This is a genomic window from Plantactinospora sonchi (assembly GCF_036422035.1).
GTDB classification, from domain to species: Bacteria; Actinomycetota; Actinomycetes; order Mycobacteriales; family Micromonosporaceae; genus Plantactinospora; species Plantactinospora sonchi.
This window is the reverse complement of sequence record NZ_JAZGQK010000013.1, coordinates 147608-168342: the sequence shown is the minus strand read 5'-3', so window position 1 is coordinate 168342 and position 20735 is coordinate 147608. Positions and strand designations below refer to the sequence as shown.

The 20735-nt window shown below is 72.5% G+C and carries 18 protein-coding genes; 6 read left to right on the top strand and 12 right to left on the bottom strand.

The genetic code is table 11. The features are described 5' to 3' along the window. The first annotated feature begins 30 nt into the window (after positions 1-30). Positions 31-309 carry a YciI family protein gene (locus tag V1633_RS17275; protein WP_331215367.1) on the top strand — a complete coding sequence of 93 codons (279 nt, stop codon included), beginning with the start codon at positions 31-33 and terminating at the stop codon, positions 307-309. Positions 310-427: 118 nt separating this feature from the next. Here the strand turns inward: V1633_RS17275 and V1633_RS17270 are convergent, their stop codons facing one another. The 3 genes from V1633_RS17270 to V1633_RS17260 all read right to left on the bottom strand — a co-directional run bounded on the left by V1633_RS17270 (position 428) and on the right by V1633_RS17260 (position 3234). After that, entirely contained in the window at positions 428-1273 is an 846-nt protein-coding gene (locus V1633_RS17270; protein WP_331215366.1) for an alpha/beta hydrolase, read from the bottom strand. A gap of 126 nt (positions 1274-1399) precedes the next feature. After that, entirely contained in the window at positions 1400-2230 is an 831-nt protein-coding gene (locus tag V1633_RS17265) for an ABC transporter permease (RefSeq protein WP_331215365.1), read from the bottom strand. Further along, a complete protein-coding gene (locus tag V1633_RS17260) occupies positions 2227-3234 on the bottom strand; it encodes an ATP-binding cassette domain-containing protein (RefSeq protein ID WP_331215364.1) in 1008 nt (335 codons plus the stop codon). Before V1633_RS17260 ends, V1633_RS17265 begins: the two co-directional genes overlap by 4 nt. A 97-nt stretch (positions 3235-3331) precedes the next feature. Here V1633_RS17260 and V1633_RS17255 point away from each other — a divergent pair, with 97 nt between their 5' ends. From V1633_RS17255 to V1633_RS17245, 3 genes are all read left to right on the top strand, one after another. Then, a complete protein-coding gene (locus tag V1633_RS17255) occupies positions 3332-4132 on the top strand; it encodes a TetR/AcrR family transcriptional regulator (protein ID WP_331215363.1) in 801 nt (266 codons plus the stop codon). 149 nt (positions 4133-4281) lie between these two features. Beyond that, positions 4282-5046, top strand: coding sequence for a DUF6071 family protein (locus V1633_RS17250; RefSeq protein ID WP_331215362.1), 765 nt, complete (start codon positions 4282-4284; stop codon positions 5044-5046). Beyond that, positions 5043-6053 carry a glycosyltransferase gene (locus V1633_RS17245; RefSeq protein WP_331215361.1) on the top strand — a complete coding sequence of 337 codons (1011 nt, stop codon included), beginning with the start codon at positions 5043-5045 and terminating at the stop codon, positions 6051-6053. Before V1633_RS17250 ends, V1633_RS17245 begins: the two co-directional genes overlap by 4 nt. Before the next feature lie 42 nt (positions 6054-6095). Here V1633_RS17245 and V1633_RS17240 read toward each other — a convergent pair whose 3' ends face one another. From V1633_RS17240 to V1633_RS17210, 7 genes are all read right to left on the bottom strand, one after another. After that, positions 6096-7121: a Gfo/Idh/MocA family protein gene (locus tag V1633_RS17240; protein ID WP_331215360.1), complete on the bottom strand. Its 1026-nt coding sequence runs from the start codon at positions 7119-7121 to the stop codon at positions 6096-6098. Continuing rightward, positions 7118-8107: a sugar phosphate isomerase/epimerase family protein gene (locus V1633_RS17235; protein ID WP_331215359.1), complete on the bottom strand. Its 990-nt coding sequence runs from the start codon at positions 8105-8107 to the stop codon at positions 7118-7120. The genes V1633_RS17240 and V1633_RS17235 overlap by 4 nt, the downstream gene beginning before the upstream one ends. After that, on the bottom strand, positions 8104-9114 hold the full coding sequence (locus V1633_RS17230) for a Gfo/Idh/MocA family protein (RefSeq protein ID WP_331215358.1): 1011 nt from the start codon (positions 9112-9114) through the stop codon (positions 8104-8106). Before V1633_RS17230 ends, V1633_RS17235 begins: the two co-directional genes overlap by 4 nt. After that, on the bottom strand, positions 9111-10700 hold the full coding sequence (locus tag V1633_RS17225) for a hypothetical protein (RefSeq protein ID WP_331215357.1): 1590 nt from the start codon (positions 10698-10700) through the stop codon (positions 9111-9113). The genes V1633_RS17230 and V1633_RS17225 overlap by 4 nt, the downstream gene beginning before the upstream one ends. Beyond that, complete coding sequence (locus V1633_RS17220; RefSeq protein ID WP_331215356.1) at positions 10697-13159, bottom strand: ROK family protein; 2463 nt, start codon at positions 13157-13159, stop codon at positions 10697-10699. The genes V1633_RS17225 and V1633_RS17220 overlap by 4 nt, the downstream gene beginning before the upstream one ends. 4 nt (positions 13160-13163) lie before the next feature. Further along, on the bottom strand, positions 13164-14522 hold the full coding sequence (locus V1633_RS17215) for a glycoside hydrolase family 5 protein (protein WP_331215355.1): 1359 nt from the start codon (positions 14520-14522) through the stop codon (positions 13164-13166). Between the two features lie 781 nt (positions 14523-15303). After that, complete coding sequence (locus V1633_RS17210) at positions 15304-16245, bottom strand: helix-turn-helix transcriptional regulator (RefSeq protein WP_331215354.1); 942 nt, start codon at positions 16243-16245, stop codon at positions 15304-15306. A gap of 36 nt (positions 16246-16281) precedes the next feature. On the opposite strand from V1633_RS17210, the gene V1633_RS17205 reads away from it, so the two are divergent. Then, the gene (locus tag V1633_RS17205) at positions 16282-16701 is read left to right on the top strand and encodes a VOC family protein (protein ID WP_331215353.1); all 420 of its coding nucleotides are present in this window, start codon (positions 16282-16284) and stop codon (positions 16699-16701) included. 341 nt (positions 16702-17042) lie between these two features. Further along, positions 17043-18059, top strand: a complete 1017-nt coding sequence (locus V1633_RS17200) for an NAD(P)-dependent alcohol dehydrogenase (RefSeq protein WP_331215352.1) — start codon at positions 17043-17045, stop codon at positions 18057-18059. Between the two features lie 27 nt (positions 18060-18086). On the opposite strand, the gene V1633_RS17195 is transcribed toward V1633_RS17200, so the two are convergent. Beyond that, a complete protein-coding gene (locus tag V1633_RS17195; RefSeq protein ID WP_331215351.1) occupies positions 18087-19136 on the bottom strand; it encodes an amidohydrolase family protein in 1050 nt (349 codons plus the stop codon). 76 nt (positions 19137-19212) lie between these two features. Continuing rightward, a complete protein-coding gene (locus V1633_RS17190) occupies positions 19213-20496 on the bottom strand; it encodes a helix-turn-helix transcriptional regulator (RefSeq protein WP_331215350.1) in 1284 nt (427 codons plus the stop codon). Positions 20497-20735 lie beyond the last annotated feature (239 nt).

Below are 20735 nucleotides of genomic sequence, written 5' to 3'. Positions count from 1 at the left end.
GGGCCGGGTCGCCGGCCGTACGATCCGAAGATGATCGTTGTGGAACTGAGTTTCAGCGCCGACGCGACAGAGCGGCTGGCGGCCCGCCCGGCACACCGGGAGCTGTTGACCGGGTTGTACGCCGAGGGACGGGTGTTGGCCGCCGGGCCCTGGCCCGACGACTCGGGGGCGTTGCTGATCTTCGACGCGGACGAGCCGACGGTCCGCCAGATCCTGGCGGATGACCCCTACTACCGGACCCCTGGCGTGACCGTGGAGCGGCTACGGGAGTGGCACCCGGTCGTCGGCGGCAAGGCGCCGGCCGCCTGACCACCGTTGCATCGCAGCTGGGCCAACCCCGGGGCGGGCCGGACGACCTGACCGCCATCCCGTCACAGCTGGGCCAACCCCGGGGGCGGGCCGGACGACCGACGCTGACCGGTCGCTGCTAGCTGTTGGTGGGCAACGGGCGGCGGGACTTCGCCGCCTCGACGGCCCAGTTCAGGGCGTAGTCGGCGACCTCCTCCCAGCCGGGCTGGGCGAGGCTGTAGTGCGCCCGACCCGGGAACTCCTTGTAGCCGGTGATAGCGGTGGACTTCCGGTACCGCCCGGCCGTCGCCTTGCTGATCGTCGGCGGGGCGACCCGGTCTGCCCCGTCGGCGATCAGCAGCAGGGGCGCCCGCTGCTCGTTGCCGAAGTCGACCCGGAACGCGGTACGCGGGTTGACGTTCGCCACCGCCGCCTCGAACAGCACGTTGCCGGCCGCCGGTACGGCGTACCGGTGGTAGATCCGCTCGGCCTCGGCCCGGGACATGGTGTTGGTGAGGGTCTGGTGGAACCGGTCGAGCGTCAGCGGCACGGCCCGGTGCCGGTTCGTCGGGTTGCGCAGCACCGGCAGGCTCGCCTTCACCGTCGACAGCGGTATCCGGAGCACGCCCTTGACCGGGGCCGAGTCGATCGCCACCCCGGCCGCGCCGAGCCCCCGGTCCAGCAGCATCTGGGTGAACGCCCCGCCGAAGCAGTGGCCCATGAGGATCGGCGTACGGTCCAGGCTCCGGATGATCCCCTCGTAGTGCTCGACGATCTGCGCCACGCTGAGGTCGGCCAGGGCGCTCGGGTCCCGCCGGAGTTCCTCGACCTCCTCCTCCATGCCCGGCCAGGCGGGCGCCAGCACCCGGAAGCCGGCGGCCCGGTAACGGTCCGCCCACTGCTCCCAGCTGCGCGGGGTCAGCCACATGCCGTGGATCAGCACGATGCTGTCGGGTGGGGTGGGTACGGCGGGGATGAGGGGCATGATGTCCTCTTCCGGGCGGTAGCGGCCTGAACGGGCGTTCTGAGGTATCCGGCGTCGCCCGCCCCGGATACCCGGGCCCGGCCACCCCAATCCGGTCCGGCGGAGATGGTCGGGCCCGGTACCGGCCTACCGGTCGAGTCGCTGGTAGCGACGGACGGAGAGGGGCAGGAAGATCCCGGTCAGCAGGACGGGCCAGCCGATCGCCAGCGTCAGCGCGTGCCGGGCGAGCCAGGAGTCCCCGCCCCAGCCGGGATTGCCGAAGAGTTCCCGTACGGCCGCGGTCGTCGCGGACAACGGGTTCGCCTCGGCGAGTACGCCGAGCCAGGCCGGCATCGTCTCGGGCGAGACGACGGCGTTGGAGAGGAAGAGCACCGGCCAGACCAGGATCTGCAGTACGGCCACCGACTCGGGGTGCCTGAGCAGCAGCGCGAGGTAGATGCCGACCCAGAGCAGGGCGAAGCGCAGCAGCAGGAGCAGCCCGAGAGCGGCCAGCGCGGCGCCGGTACCCGCGTGCCACCGCCAACCGACGGCCAGTCCGCAGCCGATCATCACGAGCAGCCCGGCCACCGAGTTGAGCATGTCGGCGCCGCTGCGGCCGAGTACCACCGCCGACGAGGCCATCGGCATCGCACGGAACCGGTCCGTGACGCCCCGGGCGACGTCGGTGGCGACCGCGCTGTAGGTGGCCTCGATGCCGAAGAGCATGGTCATGGCGAACATGCCCGGCATCAGGAACTCCCGGTAGTTCCCGCCGCCCCCGGGAATCAGCATTCCGCCGCCGAACAGGTAGCCGAACATCAGTACGACCATGATCGGGAAGAGCAGGCCGACGACAACCTGCGCGGGCTGGCGTGCCCAGTGCGCCAGGTCCCGACGGGTGACGGTCCAGCCGTCCTGGAGCGCCCAGCGCAACCGCTGCGGCACGGTACGGGGCGGGGTCGGGATCGCGATGCTCATCGGGCCGCCTCCGGCTCGCGTCGTCGGGCCGAGGGATCGTCGTCGGTACCGGCACGGTCGCTCCCGGCATCCCGGGTGAGATGCAGGAACACCTCGTCCAGGGTGGGCCGGCGCAGCGCGATGTCCTCGGCCACGACACCCTGCTCGTCGAGTCCGCGTACCAGTTCGGTGAGGGCGCGGATCCGGTCCTGGACCGCCGCGCCGACCCGTCGGTTCTCCCGGTCGACGGTGACGTCCCCGCCGCCGAGGCGGCCGAGCAGCGCGGCGGCGGCCGGCAGGTCGTCGACCTCGTGCAGCACGACGTCGAGTCGGTCACCGCCGCGCAGGGCCTTGAGCCGGTCCGGCGTGTCGTCGGCGACGACCCGGCCGGCGTCGACCACCGAGATCCGGTCGGCGAGCTGGTCGGCCTCGTCCAGGTACTGGGTGGTGAGCAGCACGGTCGTTCCGGTGCCGACCAGGGCACGGACGGCTGTCCAGACCTCGTTGCGTCCGCGCGGGTCGAGCCCGGTGGTCGGTTCGTCGAGGAAGAGCACCGGTGGGGTCAGGATGAGACTGGCGGCCAGGTCGAGCCGTCGTCGCATCCCGCCCGAGTAGTTCCGGACCGGCCGGTCGCCCGTGTCGGTGAGCCCGAACCGGGCCAGCAGCTCGTCCGCCCGCTGGTCGGCCACCCGTCCGGGCAGGTGGTAGAGCCGGCCGAACATCGCCAGGTTCTGCCGGCCGGAGAGCACCTCGTCCAGTGCCGCGTGCTGCCCGACCAGCCCGATCCGGTAGCGGACCTGGGCGGCCTGGCGGGACACGTCGAAGCCGGCCACCTCGGCCCGTCCCCCGTCACGGCGCAGCAGGGTGGTGAGGATCCGCACCACCGTGGTCTTGCCCGCGCCGTTCGGCCCGAGCAGGCCGTGCACCGTACCGGTGGGCACGGCGAGATCAAATCCGTCGAGCGCGAGCCGGTCGCCGTACCGCTTGCGCAGTCCTTCGGCCCGGATCGCCAGCGCTTCGGCCATCACACCCCTAATCCCGTACGCTGTATAGAATGGCCGCCAGAATATAGCGTACGGCGTAAGGAGTTCAACCCCGCCGACGAACCGGGAGAATGGCGAGGTGACCACGGAGTACAGCGGCACCGGCGACCCCAAGCGGAGCATGGAGCTGCTCTGGGGCGTACCGGACCGACCCAGGCGCGGACCGAAGCCGAAGCTGACGGTGGCGCGGATCGTCCGGGCCGCGATCGAGATCGCCGACGCGGAGGGGCTGGCCGGGCTCTCCATGCGCCGGGTCGCCGACCAGCTCGGGGTCACCGCGATGTCCCTCTACACCTACGTGCCGGGCAAGGGTGAGCTACTCGACGTCATGCTCGACACGGTGTACGGCGAGGACGCCGACCCGGACACCCCCGAGGGCGACGGAGGATCCGCCGCCGACTGGCGGGCCGGACTCGAACGACTGGCCCGGCAGAACTACGAGCGCTACCAACGCCACCCCTGGTTGTTGCAGGTGGCGTCCAGCCGCCCGGTGCTCGGCCCCAACCTGATGGCCCGGTGGGACCGGGAACTCGCCGCCGTGGAGGGACTCGATCTCACCGAGATCGAGATGGATCTGGTGATCACCCTGCTCGCCGACTACGTGCACGGCGCGGTGCGCGGCGCGATCGAGATGACCCAGGCCGAGCGACGCACCGGGATGACCGACGAGCAGTGGTGGCGCTCGTACGAGCCACTGCTGGAACAGGTCTTCGACGCCGAGCGGTTCCCGGTGGCGGCCAGGGTCGGCGAGGTCACGGGCGAGGAGTACCAGGCCGCGGCCGACCCGGCCCGGTCCTTCGAGTTCGGTCTGCAGCGGGTACTGGACGGGATCGGGACGCTCGTCCGGGCCCGGGCCGCCGAGGCGGACGAGCGGGCTTGACGGCCCGTCCGGTCCCAGCCGGGCCGCCCACCTGCCCGGGAGGCGTTGCCTCCCCCGCCGGACCCTCGATATATTCACTTCCATCATCGAATGGGAGCGTTCCCACGGACGGCCGGTCCAGGTGGACGTGACGGGGAGAGTCGAGCTGCATGAGCACGATCCGGCTGCTGGTGGCGAACGGGTGCAGCTTCGCCCGGGGCGCCGAGCTGGCCGCACCGGAACGCGACGCCTGGCCGGCCCTCGTCGCCGCCGAACTCGGCATCGGGGTCGCCAACCTGGCCTGCGACGGCGGATCCAACCGGCGGGTCGTCCGCAGCACCGTCGCACACCTGGACGCCGTCCGGCGCGCCCACGGCCTGGCGTACGACCAGATCCTCTTCGTCGGCATGTGGACCGCGCTGAGCCGCGACGAGTACTACGACAGCCGGATCGAGGACGGCCCGGTCCGTCCCGACCTCGGGGTACGCCCCGACCTGCCGGAGGAGCCGCACTGGCAGCGGGTCGCCGACTGGAAGGCCGCCGAAGGGGACCGGCCGTCCAGGGCGTACCTGAAGCACCTCTTCAGCACCACCGGCGAGACGGTCAACTTCTTCGTGGACTGGCTGCTGCTGGAACACCACCTCACCCACCTCGGCGTGCCGAACCGGTACGCGTTCGCCTGGGAGGTGCTGCCCGACCCGATCCCGGCCGAGGCCGCACCGGTGATGCGCGCCCTCCGCGCCGACCTGGTCCTCGGGCAGCTGCCGCCCAGGGCGCACGACACCTTCCGGGAGATGGTGTTCGGCAAGGTCCCCTTCGGACACTGGGACCACCCGCTCCGCGAGGGCCACCGGTACTTCGCCGAGGTGCTGCTGCGCTGGCTGCGCGCGGACGAGCGGCTGCACTTCCCCCGCCCGGCCCGGAGTCCGGCATGACCACGGTGACCCCCCGGCCGGCCACCGTCCCGGACTCGCCTCCGGTCGGCGTCCCGGCGCGCCGGCCGGCCACCGTACCGGGCCCGCGACCCGCGGCGCCCGTCCGGTCCGCGACACACGGTGGGCCGGCGGACCAGGCCGACCCGGGGCCGGTCTCGGTGATCATTCCGACCCGCAACGGTGCCGCGACGATCGGCGCGCAGCTCGCGGCGCTCTGCCGCCAGACGTACCCGGGGCGGTGGGAGATCGTGGTGGTCGACAACGGCTCGACCGACCGGACCGCCGAGGTGGTCGCCGGATTCCGCGACCGGCTCCCGGGACTGCGGCTGCACCGGGCCGCCGCCGAGGCCGGCACCAGCTACGCCCGCAACGAGGGCTGCCGGGTCAGCCGGGGGCGGCTGCTGCTCTTCTGCGACCAGGACGACATCGTCGGCCCGGACTGGGTCGCCGAGATGGTACGCGGACTCGCCGTCTTCCCCGCCGTCGGCGGACACGTCGAGCGGCACCTGCTCAACGACGAGGTCTCGCTGGCCACCCGACCCGAGAAGCCGCCCGGATCGCTGCAGGGCGGCTTCGACTTCCTGCCGTACGCGCTCGGCGCGAACTGCGGCGTACGGCGTGGCGTCTACGAGGAGCTCGGCGGCTTCGACCCGAACTACCGGTACGGCTCCGACGAGGTGAGCTTCTTCTGGCGGGTGCAGCTCGCCGGCCACCGGCTCGGCGCGCTGCCGGACGCGGTCGTGCACTACCGGCTGCGCCGCGACCTGCCGTCGATGGCCCGGCAGTACTACGCGTACGGCCTCAGCCATCCCCGGCTCTACCGGGACTTCGCCGCCGCCGGGCTGCCCTGCTCGGTCCGGGCGGCGGCCCGGGAGTGGGGCTGGCTGCTGGGTCACCTGCCCGACCTGGTCCGGTCCCGGAAGTCCCGGGCGGTCTGGGTGACCAGGTGCGCGATGCGCTGCGGGCGGCTGGTCGGCAGTCTCCGTCACCGGGTGGTCTTCCCCTGACCGCCGCCCGTCATCCGGTCAGCCGCCGCCCGTCAGCCGCAGTCAGCCCGGACCCGGCCACGGCTGGTCGTCCTTGAACAGGTCGTCGGCGGGGTACCGGACCCCGATCCGGGACCGGACCGCATCCATGATCCGCAGCACCGCCATCGTGTCCGCCAACGTCACCAGCGGACTCTCGGTCCGGCCCTCGCGCAGGCAGCGCATCACCTCGACCGCCTCGTGCACAAAACCCTCACCGTCGTACGGCACGTCGACGATCCGGGGTTCGACACCGTCCCGATACACCCGGAACGTCGACGGCCGGAAGAAGCCCCGGCCCAGCTCGATCCGGCCGGCGCTGCCGCAGACCGCCGCCGTCCACGGGGTGTCGGCGCCGATCGAGCAGGTGAGGGTGGCGAGGCCGCCGTCCGGATAGCCGAACAGCATCCCGGTGCTCTCGTCGACCCCGTACGGGGTGAGCGTGCCGAGCGCACCGATCGACGCGGGTACGCCGAGCAGCAGGTGGGCCAGGGTCACCGGATAGATGCCGAGATCGAGCAGGGCACCGCCACCCAGCGCCGGGTCCCGCAGCCGGTGCCCGGGGTCGACCGGCCCGACCAGCCCGAAGTCCGCCTGCACCAGCCGGGGTACGCCGATCGTCCCGTCCCCGACCAGCTCCACCAGCCGTCGGATCGCCGGTACGCAGCGCAGCCACATCGCCTCCATCAGGAACAGGCCGCCGGCACGGGCCCGGGCCACCAGGTCGACGGTCTGTCCGGCGTTGACGGTGAACGGCTTCTCGCACAGCACCGCACGGCCGGCGTCCAGCGCCAGCCGGACCGCGTCGTAGTGGATCGCGTGCGGGGTGGCGACGTAGACGACGTCGACCCGGTCGTCGGCGACCAGTGCCGGCCAGCCGTCGTGGGCGCGCGGGATCGCGTACCGGGTGGCGAACCGTTCGGCGCCCGCCCGGGTACGGGACCCGACAGCCACCACCTCGGCGTCCGGCAGCCTCCGCAGATCCTCGACGAACCGGCCCGCCATCCAGCCGGTGCCGAGGATCCCCCACCGGATCGGCCGGCCGGTCACCGGCCCGTTCCCGAACCGGCCGCCACCACCGGCAGCGCCCCGGCGACCGGCAGCGCCCCGGTGACCGGCAGTGCCTCGGCGACCGGCAGTGGTTGCCCGGCCGGCAGTGCCTCGGTGACCGGCGCCGCCTCCGCCGCCGCGTGCCGCCGGTCCAGGTCGTCCCGGAGTGCCAGACAGCCGCGGACGTACCCGACGGCCCGGGAGATCGGCGGATGCGGGTCGCCGTCGCCGCAGTACTCGACACAGATCGCCGGCACGCCGAGCGAGGCGGCCCGGGTGATCCAGGCGTAGTTGTCCAGCACACCCTCGGCGGTGTCCACGTTGAAGTCGGCCCGACCGCCGTCCGGGTACAGGTTCTTCAGGTGGAAGTAGCCGAGTCGGCCGGCGAGTTGGTCGAGCACCGCCGGATCCCGGTCCGGCTCGCTGACGACGTACGCGTTGCCGGGGTCGGCGGTCGCGACCACGTCCGGATGGTCCACCATCGCCAGCAGTCGGGCGGTGGTGGCGACGGTGTCGTGCACCGACCCGGGATAGACCTCGACCCCGACCCGTACGCCGTGCCGGCCGGCGTACGCGCCGAGCCGGCGGTAGCCCTCGGCGGCCCGCGCGTAGTGCCGTTCCTCGGCGACGGCGCTGCCGTTGCGCCGCCAGTCGTCGGGGTCGCGTTCCAACGTGCCGGACCAGCCGTTGACCAGGCCGACGCCGTGCCGGGCGGCGGCGGTGATGGTCCGTTCCGCCAACGCCAGCGAGGCGGCCCGGGCCTGCGGGTCGTCGGAGACGAAGTCGCCGGTGTAGCCGACGCAGTGCACCCCGACCCCGTACCGGCGGCCGAGCGCCACCGCGTCCGCGACCTCGTCCTCCACCCGGGCCGGGTCGAAGTGGAAGTGGACCAGTTCGATGCCGTCCCAGCCGTACCGCCGGGCCACCGCGAAGACGTGCCGCAACGGGTAGCGGCGGAAGGTGTAGCTGTGCAGGACCAGTTTCATGGGTTCTGTCCTCCGCTCAACGCCAACCGCACTCCGCCGTTGGCGACGCTCCGGTCAAGTGCGTGCAACACCCGCAGGTCCCGCAGTCCCCGGGCGATGCTGACCCCGGTCGGCACCGGCTCACCGGCGGCGCAGGCCGCGAGCGCCCGGTACTGGGCCAGGTACGGATCCACCGGCTCCGGCCACAGCCAGCGTCGTCCCCGCTCGTCGCAGACCAGGACCGAGCCGCCGGAATCCATCGCCCACGAGTCGCGGACGACGACCAGGCCGCGTTCGCAGACGACGGTGTAGCGCGAGACGCCGACGCCGGGCGCCTCGGTGAAGGACGCCTCCATCTGCAGCCGCCGCTCGTCGCCGAACCACACGGTCGCCTCGACGAAGATGTCGGTACGGTCCGGGTCCCCGCTCGGATAGCCGGTGGCCCGGCAGGCGGTCGGCGCGGCGTCGAAGACGTCGGCCGCGGTCAGCAGCGGATAGATCGCCAGGTCGGCGAGGCAGCCGAGGCCGCTGTCCGCCCGGCGGTTGCGCCAGTCGCCGTCCCGGTGGCCGAGGTGGCTGGCGGTCATCGACCGGGCCGGTCCGAGTTCCCCGGACCGGATCAGTGCGACCACCGCGCGGTTGTAGGCGTTGTACCGGGACATGTAGCCGACCATCGCCGGCGCACCGGACGCCATCGCCGCCCGGAAGATCCACTGCCCGGCGTCGACGGTGTCCGCCAACGGTTTCTCCACCAGCGTCGGGATGCCCCGGGCCAGTGCCTGACAGGCGAACTCGGCGTGCCGGCGGTTCGGGGTGGCGACGTGCACCCCGTCGAGCGGCGTACGGAGGAAGTCCCGGGCGTCGGCTCCGCACAGCGCACCCGGGAACCGGGCCGCCACCGCGCCCAACGCCACCGGATCGGTGTCCAGCACCGCCGCCAGGCACAGGTCGTCCGTTGCCGCGATCGCCGGCAGCAGCGACCGCCGGGTCAGGAATCCGGCGCCCACGATCCCGATCCGGAAGGTCACCGGCGGTCACTCCCTCCATCGATCGCCGGACCACCCGGTGCCGGCGGGCCACACTCCGCCGCCCCGGCGGACGACCGGTCGACTGCCACCGGCGGCGGCGTACCCGACGCACCCGGGCACCAGCGCAGCAGCAGGCAGCGCGGGGCGAGCGAGAGGTAGGTGGCGCCGGCCAGGGCGTCCAGGGTGCGGCGGAGCGTGGTCAGGGCCGGGCCGAACACCCGCCCGTCGGCGGCCACCGGCCGGTCCGGGGCGAGCACCACCGCGACGCCGACCGACCGGGTGTGCCAGACGAGCTGGTACGAGTGGTGGTTCCAGGAACTTCCCTCGTGCACCTCCACCGGACGGCCGAGCCGTTCGGTGAGCCCGCGATCGGCCCCCAGGACGGTGGCCAGCCCCACGCCGTACCCGACGACGTGCAGGGTGGTCAGGTCCGGCCGGTTCGCCAGCCAACCGGCCAGCACTCCGGTCAGTTCGTCGGCGCTGGAGACCGGCCGGCCGCCGACCGGGCGGTGCGCGGCGGTCGGGAGCGCGGGTACCAGCCGCTTGTAGTGTTCGACGGCGTCGTGGCTGGCGAAGCGCAGCCCGTGGCGTACCGCCACGCAGGCGACCAGGGCGGCGACCGCGTAGCTGGTGACCATCGCCCCGGCCACCGGACCCGCCCCGCCCTCGTTCCGGGGCAGCACGGCGCTGGCCTCGCCGAGGTCGAGCACGATGTCGCCCGGTGCCGCCGGCCGGCCGCTGTCCGGCTCCGCCGTCCGACCTGTCCTACCCGCGACCACCGCCTCCGGCCACGGGCGGAACCGCTCGGACTTGCCACCCCAGCCCTGTCGGGCGGCCTGCAGGGTCCACAGCCGCAGGCCGGCACCGGCCCCCGCCGGCAGCCGGAACACCACCCGGGGCGTGCCCGTCGCGGGCAGCCGCCGGGACTGCTCGCCGGCCCACTCGCCGATCGCCGGCAGCGCCTCGGCGAACTCCCGGTAGACCTCGGCGAACCGGGGCCGGGTGAGCATCCGCGCGGCGAGCAGCGCCGGCACCGACAGCGGGACTCCGTAGAGGGCCACCTGGTCCCGGCCGCCGGTCAGGGAGAGCCCACCGTCGTGTTCGGACAGTCGGAGCGGCGGGGCGCCACCGGTCCGCTGCCAGAGCGCCGCCAGGGTGTCGGCGAGCAACCGGGTCTCCCGGGTACGTCCGGAGGAGCTGACCGCCACACACGCCGTTCCGGCCGCCTCCCCCACCTCGCCGAGCACCCGTCGCAGTACGACCGGATCCAGCGAGTCCAGTACCCGGACCCGGGACTGGCCCGGTACCGCCTCGCAGAGCGCCCGCAGCCCGAACGCCCAGCCACCGGTGCCGACGAAGAGGGCGCGTCGGCAGTTGCGCAGCGGTTCCGTCTCGGTACGGGCGGCGAGCAGCCGGGAGATCCGCGACCAGGGCGGCGCCTCCACCCAGCCGAGCCGGGGTACGCCGGCCAGGGTGGCCAGCGCCGCGACGGTGCCGGCCGGCCCGTGCCGTTCCCCCCGGGCCGCCGCCCGGACGTACGTCCACAGCTCGGCTCCACTCGGCTCCGGCCGCCGGCCGCCGGTCACCACGGGCCTCGTGAGTCACCGGTCGGGTGGATCACGGTCCCGTCCAGCCGGAGGTCGACCACCACCCGCAGTGGCGGGTGGCCGGCGACCGTACCGGCGGCGAGGAGTTCGGCCGCCACGGCCGGCAGCGCCGGCAGCGAGACGAGGTGGCTGACCAGCGGCGTCAGGTCGATCGAAGGTCGGCCGGCGACGCCGACCGGCAGGTCAGACGGAGATCGGACGGCGACACCCGTCAGCAGGTCCGACGGAGGTCGGCCGGCGCCGCCGGTCAGCAGGTCGAGGGCGGCGGCGAAGTCGGCGCGGCGTCCGCCCCGGCTGCCGACGAGCGTGCAGGACCCGCCGGCCGGGTTGTCGACCCGCTGACGCCCGGCGGCCGAGCGCAGCGGCCCGGGGTCGACCGCCGCACCGCCCACCGGCAGTGGCCGGCCGGCCGGGAAGCCACCGAACAGGTGCAGTACGGCCCGGTCCGCCAGAGCCGGCCAGATCTGTTCCGTCGCCGCCGGCCCGGCGTCACCGGCGACCGCGACGACGGCCAGTCCGGCGCCCCGCCCGGCGGTGGCGGCACGTACCCCGGCGGCCAGTCCGGGGTCCAGCGGCAGTACCGCGTCCGGGGCCGGCAGACCACGGCCGAGCGCGGCCCGCAGGCGCCGGTCGGTCCGGGCCGCCACCGTGACGGTACGGGCGCCCCGGACCCGGGCGAGCGCGACGTGCAGCAGCGCCAGTACCCCGCCGCCGACGACGAGTACGTCCTGCCCGGCCCACTCGCCGGACATCGCCTGCTGGGCCCGGAGCACCGCCGCCAGCGGCTCGACCAGCACCCACTCCGGACCGCAGTCGCCGGGCAGTCCGACGAGCTGCCCCTGTCCGAGGGTGCCCCGGTCGACGACGACCACGTCCCGGAAGACCCCGGGGATGTTGTGCCCGAGTTTCAGGTAGTCGTCGGTGGGGTGGTTCGGGTTGAGGGTCACCAGGTCACCGGGACGGGGCCCGTCCGGGACGTCGGAGCCGACCTCGACCACCTCGGCGACACACTCGTGGCCGAGCACCCCCGGCTCCAGGCCCCGGTCGCCTCGCAGGATCTGCAGGTCGGTGCCGCAGAGTCCGGCGTACCGGGGGCGGAGCAACAGTTGCTCGCGACCGCACCGGGGCCACCGGCCGGCCCCGAGCAGCAGCCGCGCTTCGCCGACCGGCTTGACCACCTCCCGGGTCCGGCCACGCTGTTCGGCGAGGTAGCCGGCCATCCCGGCCAGGGTGGCCAGCTCCGGATCGTCCGGGACGTGCAGCAGGCCGGTGCGGTCGGCCGTCGTCCAGCCCTGGAACCAGCCGGCGTCGACGGCCAGTTCGGCGAGCCAGCCGCGCAGCGCGGCGAACCAGGGCCCGCCCACACCGTGTGCGAAGCCACCGACCACGACCACGGTCCGGAGGCCGAGCTGGGCGCAGACCTGCAGCAGCACCACGGCGAGCGGCCGGGTCGCGGTACGCAGCACGTCGAGGGTGAACGGGTCGTTGTGCCGGGCGGCCTCGGCCAGCGTCCGGGTGGTGATCCGGGCCGGTTCGCCGCCGACCAGCCGGTGCAGCGCCGAGCCGGCGAAGCCGCGGTTCGGCCGCTGCGCGCGGCGGATCGCGGCCCGCACCACGGCCGGGCCCGAGGCGTACGCGCACAGGTCGGCGACCGCCCCGCAGTCGCACCACGGCAGGTCCAGCCGGGCCAGTTCCTCCTGCGCCGCCCGGTCTCCGGCGGTGGCGGCCCGACCCAGCCAGGCGGCGCCGACCGGTCCACCCGGCACGGTGTCGAGTCGCCCCGCCTCGACCGGTACGTGGCCGATCTCCCCGCCCAGCCCGGCCGGGTCGGCGAGCACCTTGGCGGTACCGGGCAGGCTGTCGTCGAAGACCTTGACCGCCACCCCGGTGCTCACCGTGACCAGGGCGAAGCGGCCGAGCCTCCGGTAGTGCCAGGCGGCGGCGGCCACGTCGTTGAGGACGGTGACCCGGGCCCACGGCAGCCGTCGCGCCAGTGCGGCCCGTACGTCGAAGCCGGCCGACTGCGCCTGCCAGAGCACGCTCGCGTCCCGGACCTCACCGTCGACGGTGACCACCGCTCCGAACGCGACGCCGAGGTCGCGGCGGTCCCGGCTGCCGGCGGCCCGGTGCAGCCGGTCCGCCTCGGCGGCCAGCCGGTCCAACAGGTCGGCCCGGATCTGGTCGAGGGGGAAACCGGGGTGGTCCCGTCGGTGGGGGGTGTCGAACCGGACCACCTCGCCGACCAGGCGTCCCCGCTCGGCCAGGGCGAGCCGGGTCCGGGTACCGCCGACGTCGACCACGATCCCCGGTCCGGCGGTCGGCACGTCCGGGGCGGCGACGGCGCCGTCCGACCCGACGACGGCGGCGGTGCCGGGGCCGTCCGGGGGGATGGTGGGTACGCCGGGCGTGGCGGTACCGAGCCGTGGTGTCGTCGACATCGGGTCAGCCCGGGGCCGGTTGTGCGCAGGCCCGGCGCAGCAGGTCGACCAGGGGTTGGCGGGGACGGCACCGGTCGAAGCGGAACGAGGCCATCATGTCGTCGATCTCCACCTCGTCCATGTCCCGGAACAGTTCGCCGAACTCCGGCAGCAGCGCCTCGGCGAAGAGGATCTGCGGCACCAGCCGGCCGACGAGGAACTCGCTGCCGAACGGGAACGGCAGGTAGTTCGGGAACTCCTTGGCGAACAGTTCCCTCAGCGGTCCCATGACGTGCTGGATCTGGTCGTGCCGTCCACCCCACAGGTCCACGCCGAGCCGGGCCTTCTTCTCCAGCACCGGCCGTACCCGCCGCAGCCACGGGCTCTCCGGGTCGACGGTGAGCGGTGCCGCCACCCCGATGTCCTTGTACGGCCAGAACGCCCAGTTGGCCTGGTGCCGGGTGTAGATGTCGAACTGGTCGGCGAGCAGCCGCAGCCGCATCCGGTCGGTCTCCGGGTCGCCGGTGAAGACCACGTTGAACTCGCCGACGTAGACCGGGGTGCCGGTGCGGTGCATGTACTCGCTGCGTTTGAGGAAGGTCCGTTCCAGTACGGCGGCGTCGAAGTACTGGTCCCGGGAGTCCTCCGGCAGCAGGATGCCGTGCTGGTAGGAGACCCCGTCCGGGGATTCCCAGACGTGGGTGAGGTGGGCGACGCCGGGGTAGCGGCCGTCCGGGACGTACCCGGGCGGGGCGTAGTCGTGGTGCGAGTAGACGACGTTCGGCAGCGGTTCGCCGTACACGTCGAAGTCGTTGGAGTAGCGGTTTCCTTCGAGGATGACGATGTGCCGGGGGTCGACGTCCCGGATCGCCTCGACCAGCCGGCGCGAGTACGGCCCGACCACCTCGCCGCTCGGGTCAGCCGGCTCGTTCACCGGGTTGTACGCGGCCACCCACGGCTCGTCCCGGTAGCGGGCGGCGATCTCCCGCCACAGGTGCACGACCCGGTCCTGGAAGTGCGGGTGCTGCCAGAACTGGGCTACGTGGGTCGGGTTGTCGCTGTGCCAGTCCTGGTTCTGCCAGCCGGGCAGGGCGTGCAGGTCGATGATGGTCCGTACGCCGTTGCGGGCGAGCAGTTCGATGGCCCGGTCCAGGTGGTGGAAGCCGGACTCCCTGATCTCGAACGGCCGCTGGTCGTCCTCAAGGTGGCGGTAGTTGACCGGGATCCGGACCACGGTGCAGCCGAGTTCACCGATGAACCGGGCGTCGTCGGCGGTGAAGAAGTGCTCCAGGAACCGGGCGAAGAAGAAGTCGGCCCGCTCGGGGCCGAGCACGTCCCGGACGGCGGCCCGCATCCCCTGCTCGTACGCCGGAAAACCGGTCATCCAGTTCTCGAAGTTGAGCCATCCGGCAAGGCCGATCCCACGCCAGATAACCGGCTGACCGTCGTCGTCGACTATTTGATCGCCATTGGTCCGGAGGAATCCGCCGGGACATGGCAAAGCAGACCGGGACACGGACATGCCACCCCCTGTCTTTCGCTCGTCGGGTGCATTGCCCGTTCGGATCGATATTGACTCAATACGATTTGTCGACGGCCGTCAAGAGGTGCTACATGATCAAATGGACGCGCTCCCATTGCCGACCGTCGCGCCACCCACCACCCGTACCCGTGGGCCGGATCCCAGCGATGGCACCGCCGGGACCGGCAGCCGGAGGTGTCGGACGATCATGACGTATACCGCGGACCCCGGTTGCCTATAGCGATGAACGACGATATCTTGCTCTGGGATGTTAACGATCCCATCCACCGCTCCCCGGCTCACCGACCACGGGGTGAAAATGGTTTGGCCGCGCCCGTTCAGATCAGTCCTATCCGCCGTACGGCGCCTCGTCCGACGACGTCGCCGGACGAACCGTCGCGACCCGTTTCTCTACAAGTGAACGCCTGAAACGATCTGGAAAACGAAACGGTGTCGACGCCCGGCCGGGTTGGAACCTGGCGCCTGGTACTCCAACGTCACTTGATCTTCCGGCTGGTTTCCCGAACGAGTCTGCGCTGGTAGTGGGATCGTCGGGCTCGGGCTTGGGATGTTCGTCGCCAGGTCGACCAGTGCAGGGGTGTGGGCGGGTGGTCGCGGCAGGGCGAGCCCTCTGCCGGCCGTCTCACTCGTAGTGCCGACAGATCTGCTGTGCCAACTGCTTGACACGCTCACGTGCTTCGGGCGGGTCAAGCACGGTCACCGCGTCCCCGAAAGGCAGGAGCTGGCGCACGTCTTCGAGGCTGCGGATACGCAGTGTGGCTGCCACCGTGCCGTCTCCATCGGACTGACCGATGGTCAGGCGCGAGCCGAGGATGCGTTTGGCGCGTTCGACCTGGCCGACGTCGAGGCGGATCCGGATCAGCCCGTCGCTTGCGGTTTCCCAGCCCGACGTCAGATCGGCTGCGACGGTTGCGAGGTCCGCTCCAGAGCGGAGTCGGCTGGGGCTGCGGAGGGGCTGCCAACGGGTGACGTGCTGTAGGGCGAACAGGTGTGGCTTGCCCCGCTCGTCCGCGACGAGGTACCAGCGTCCCGCCTTTGCCAGGAGCCCGTACGGGTCGACCGTCCGCCAGCGGGCCGTCGTCTCGGCTGACCGTTGGTATTCGAGCTTCAGGCGTACTCCCCGGCGGAGGTCTCCGATGATCGCGGCTGGCGACACGCCCTCAGGGTCGCGGCCAAACCATGGTCGGTTGTCGCTCGTCACAAGGTTTCCGATTGCCAGCAGGTCTCCTTGCGGTGATGTGCCGGCGACCTTGCGCAACGCGCGTCCGGTGACGTCATCGACACCCAGCCGTCGGCGCTGAGTGTCGTCGAGACCGGTGAGCGCGAGATGCTCCCGTTCGTCTGGTGTCAGACGCGAGGTGTCCAGTGCGCCTCCGGGGAGCAACGTGACGCCGCCGTGCCGACCGCGCCGCAGCACAAGCGGAAATCCCGCCTCCTGAAGCCAGTGCAGGTCCCTGATGATCGTTCTCGCCGAGACGCCGACCTCGCCCGCCAGGGCGGTGACGGTCGTCGTTGGCCGAGCCTGTAGCGCCACCAGCAGCGAGAAGAACCGATCGGGTGTCATACGTCGATCTTTCTCAAGAACATGACGGATCCCGGCATGTTTTCCCCCTACGGTCGTCCCCGTCAGAATCCCAGGAAGGAAGGCGTGCCCATGCCTGCACCGAACATGTTCATCGTCTACGTCAGCGACGCTCCGTCCGCCGCCCGCTTCTACAGCGACCTGTTCGACATCACGCCCAGCCTCGAGACCCCCGGCTTCGTCGCGTTCGACCTCGCCCCGGGGATCCAACTCGCCCTGTGGGACCTGGCGAAGGAAGACCTTCACCGGGCGGCCCTGCGCACCAGCGAGATCTGCCTGGCCCTGCCCGGGGCGCCAGAGGCGATCGACGCACAGTTCGCAACCTGGAAGGGCAAAGGAGTCCATGTCGTGTCTGAGCCGCGAGACGAGTCGTTCGGGCGGACCTTCGTGGTCGCCGACCCGGACGGCAACCTCATTCGGGTCGCGCCCGTCGGCTGAACCGCTCCCGCCTCGGGGCTGGCGAGGGGCCCTCGCCAGGTGGACAGGTCTCCGGGATGGCCGACCGAACGCGGATCTGCAAGCAGATTAGGCAGGTCAGGGTGCGGCATCCCACTCACCCAAGCACCGTCGCCCGCCACCGCGGCCACCCGACACGGAATCCGCACGACCTGGCGGCTACGAAACGTTCGAAGCCGCGTCCAGGACAAGCAAGACACGCCCTCGAGGTCGGCGAATCGATCTCGGCAGCCCCACCAGCCGGAAGACCAAGTGACGTTCGAGTACTAGCCTGACGGCAGGGCCAGGCGACAGGGCGGTGTCCGCCCGGTGCGGAGGGGCGCGTGCAGGCGATCATCCAGGATCGGTACGGTCCGCCCGAGGCGTTGCGCCTGCGGGAGATCGGGCAGCCCACGGTCGGTGACGACGAGGTGCTGGTCCGGGTACGCGCCGCCTCGGTGCATCCGGACGTCTGGCACGTCGTCACCGGCCACCCGTACGTGCTGCGCCTGATGGGTTCGGGGCTGCGCCGGCCCAGGTGTCCGGTCCCCGGCACGGACCTGGCCGGCGTAGTGGTCGCGGTGGGCCGCAGGGTGACCGGGTTCCGGCCGGGGGACGAGGTCTTCGGCGAGAGCCTGCGCGGTTTCTCGTGGCGAAACGGCGGTGCCTTCGCCGAGTACGCGGTCGCCCCCGAGGAGGGGCTGGTCGGCAAACCGGCCAACGTGACGTTCGAGCAGGCCGCCACGGTGCCGACCACCGGATACATCGCCCTGCTGAACCTCCCGACCGAACGGTTGCGCCCCGGTCGGCGGGTCCTGGTCAACGGGGCCGCCGGTGGCGTCGGGGCCGTCGTTGTACAAGTCGCCAAGGCGCACGGCGCGCACGTGACCGGCGTCGACCACACCAGAAAGCTGGACCTGCTCCGCTCGCTCGGTGCGGACGAGGTTGTCGACCACACCCGGGTGGACTTCACCCGCGACGACCCCACCGGCGGCGCGCGCTACGACCTGATCGTCGACATCCCGGGAAACCGTCCGTTTTCCGCCTGCCGGCGGGTACTCGCCCCGGACGGCTGCTACGTCCTGATCGGACACGACCAGTTCGGCCGGACCGGGCACCGCTGGCTGGGCAGCCTGCCTCGCTTCGCGAGACTGGGCCTGACGTCACTCTTCGTACCCCAATTGCGGCGGGGTTCCGCCAGCCTGAGCAAGCGGGAGGCGATGGAGCTCCTCCGTGCCCACCTGGAAGCGGGTGAGCTGACGCCGGTCATCGACCGGACGTATCCGCTCGCCGAGGCGGGTGCCGCGCTCCGCCATCTCGCTGGTGGCGAGGCGCTCGGGCGGATCGTCCTCACCGTGTGACAGCCGGCTCCCCGCCCCTGCTGTGGTTCAGCGCCCGGGCAGCAGCCTGCCGCGCAGCACCACCGCCGACGGATGGTCCAGCATCCGCAGGTCGGCACGCGGATCGTCCGGATAGACCACCACGTCGGCGGGCGCACCGACCCGCAACCCGGGCAGCCCGAGATAGCTCCGGGCGCCCCAGGACCCGGCACCGAGCGCGTCGTGCGGGGTCATCCCCGCCGCGACCAGCGCGCGTACCTCGTCGGCGACCCGGCCGTGCGGTGGCGCATCGGTCCCGGCCAGCACGCGTACGCCGGCCTCGGCTGCGGCCGCGACCAGCGTTCCGTGTCGGCTGGCGCCGTCGACGTACCACCGGCGGGTCGGACTGTCCGGGGTGGCCCGCCGCCGTTCGAGGCTGGCGGTGATCACCTTCAGGGTGGGGGTGAGCGCGGTCCCCTGCCGCGCCATCTGGTGCAACAGCCCCGGATCGAGGCACATGCCGTGCTCCACCGAGTCCACGCCGGCCGCCACCGCCGCCGCGCCACCCGCCGCGTGCTGGGAATGCACGGCGACCCGACCGCCGACCGCGTGCACCGCCTCGACCACCGCCCGCAGTACGTCCACCGGCAGCGGCTCGTCGTCGAACTGCCAGTCCGCGATCACCTTGACCCAGCCGCTGCGGCGGGCCTGTGCGACCGCGAGGTCCGGCAGGTCTGCGTGGTCGGCCCGGCGCCCCCAGCCGTCGAAGAACTGGCCGTGCTGGGCGATCCACGGCCCGGCGTAGACCGCCCTGGGCAGTTCCGGGTCGGCGCCGAACCAGTCCGGCGGGTCACCGGCCAGGCCGGGAGAGCGGATCATCGTCACCCCGGCGGCGGCGTGCGCCCGCAGGTCGGCGCGGAGCAGCTCGTCGTCCAGCGGATCACCCGGCGCCGACGCCCCCGGGTGGGTGTGCGCGTCGACCAGCCCCGGAATCAACCAGCCCTCGGCGACCAGTTCGGCGTTCCGGACCGGATCGTTGGTCCACCGGTCGCCGACGGCGTAGAGGTCGACCGGATCACCGTCCGGCAAGGCCCGGCCCCGTACCCGCAGGACTGTCATATACCGACCCCTCCCCCGTCATGTGGCCGCTTCCGGACCAGCCTGCCAGGCGGGGACGCGTCGGACGTACCCGCCGTCAGCCGGCGGCGACCTGGTCGTACTCCTGGAGGAAGGCGCGGACCTTGGGGCTGCGGGTGCGTTCCCGGCCCAGTCCGGTCCGCACCTGACCCAGCCGGGCGGCGATACGTCGGGACTGGAGCCCGACGACATCCGGCAGCGCGGCGTGCGCGATCTCGGCGGCCTCGACCGCGTTGCCCTGCCGCCAGGTCGCCTCGGCGAGCAGCACCCGGTCGTAGATCTCGTTGCGCTCGTGGCCGGGAGTGGAGGGTGCGCTGACGATGTCCTGGAAAATGGACGTGGCCCGGTCGGGACGCCCGAGGGCCAGGTAGGACGAAGCCTGCAAGCAACCCAACTCCCGCTCGGTAACGAAGCCGAGGAAGGGCAGGTCGTCGTCGTGGATGCCCCGGTCGAACTGGGTCAGCGCCTTGCTCAGCTCCCGGCCGAACGCCACCTCGTCCCGCTGCCGGGCATATGCCTGGACGGCCCGCAGGTGCAGCAGCGCGCGTAGCCGGGGGGTGGCCCAGCCAGCCGAAACCCGCTGCGCGGCCTCGGCGCACTGCAACGACTCCTTCGGCGCCTTCTCCCGGGTGAACAGCGCCAGACAGGCGAAGGCGCGGACCTCCTGCCGGGGATCGTCGACCACCCGGGCCCGACTGATCGCCTCGTGCAGGTAGCGCCGGGACTCGGCGCGGCGTTCCGCGTCGATGGTCAGCCAGCCGATCTGATTGGCGAGGTCGGCGAGCGCGGTCTGCAACGCCTCGGCGACCTCCCGGCCGTACGAGGACTGGCTGGCCAGTGTCGACAACCGCTGGTGGACGCCGATCGCGACGTCGCAGAGCTGGTTGGCGCCGAACACCGCGTCCGCCGTGCGCAGCCGTTCGACCAGTGAGGCGGCGAGCCGCACCTGCTCCAGCCCGATCGACCGGGGAATCTCGGTGGCGGCGAGCGCGTCCCGGGCCGGCCCCACGATGCCGAGCGCGGTCAGCGCCGCGCTGATGGTGAAGGTACGACGGTCCGTGGGATCACCTCCCTCATCGACACCTGTCGCCACGGTAACCCCGGCGGGTGGGGCGTTGTCCAGGGTGGCCGGGACGATTTCGGAGATCAGTTCGTCCAGCTCGGCCAGGGAGACGTCGAGCGCGGCGGCCAGCGGTTTACGCACCCACGGCAACGGCTGACTGTCGCCCCGCTCCCAGCGCACGATCGTGGTGCGGTCCACGCCGAGCGTCTCGGCAAGAGACTCCTGGGTGAAGCCGAGCGCCTTCCGCCGCTGAACGAACCGGATTCGCTTCAAGGCCACCCGGCGTCCCCCTCGTCGCTGGTGGTGATGAATCGGCTCTACAGAGTTAGCAGTTCAGGAAGATCAATGCAACAGCGTCGCCACCACGGTCCGTCACGGCAGCGCTGTCTGCGCCCGTTCACGACCGCGAGGCTGAGAACACGGCCCGGGGCGGGTGCCGTGGTCACCGGTCTCCCGCCATGCCGGCGTGGCGGGAGGACGCCCCCGCCCGTCCCGGCGCCGATCCACCCGACGGCGAC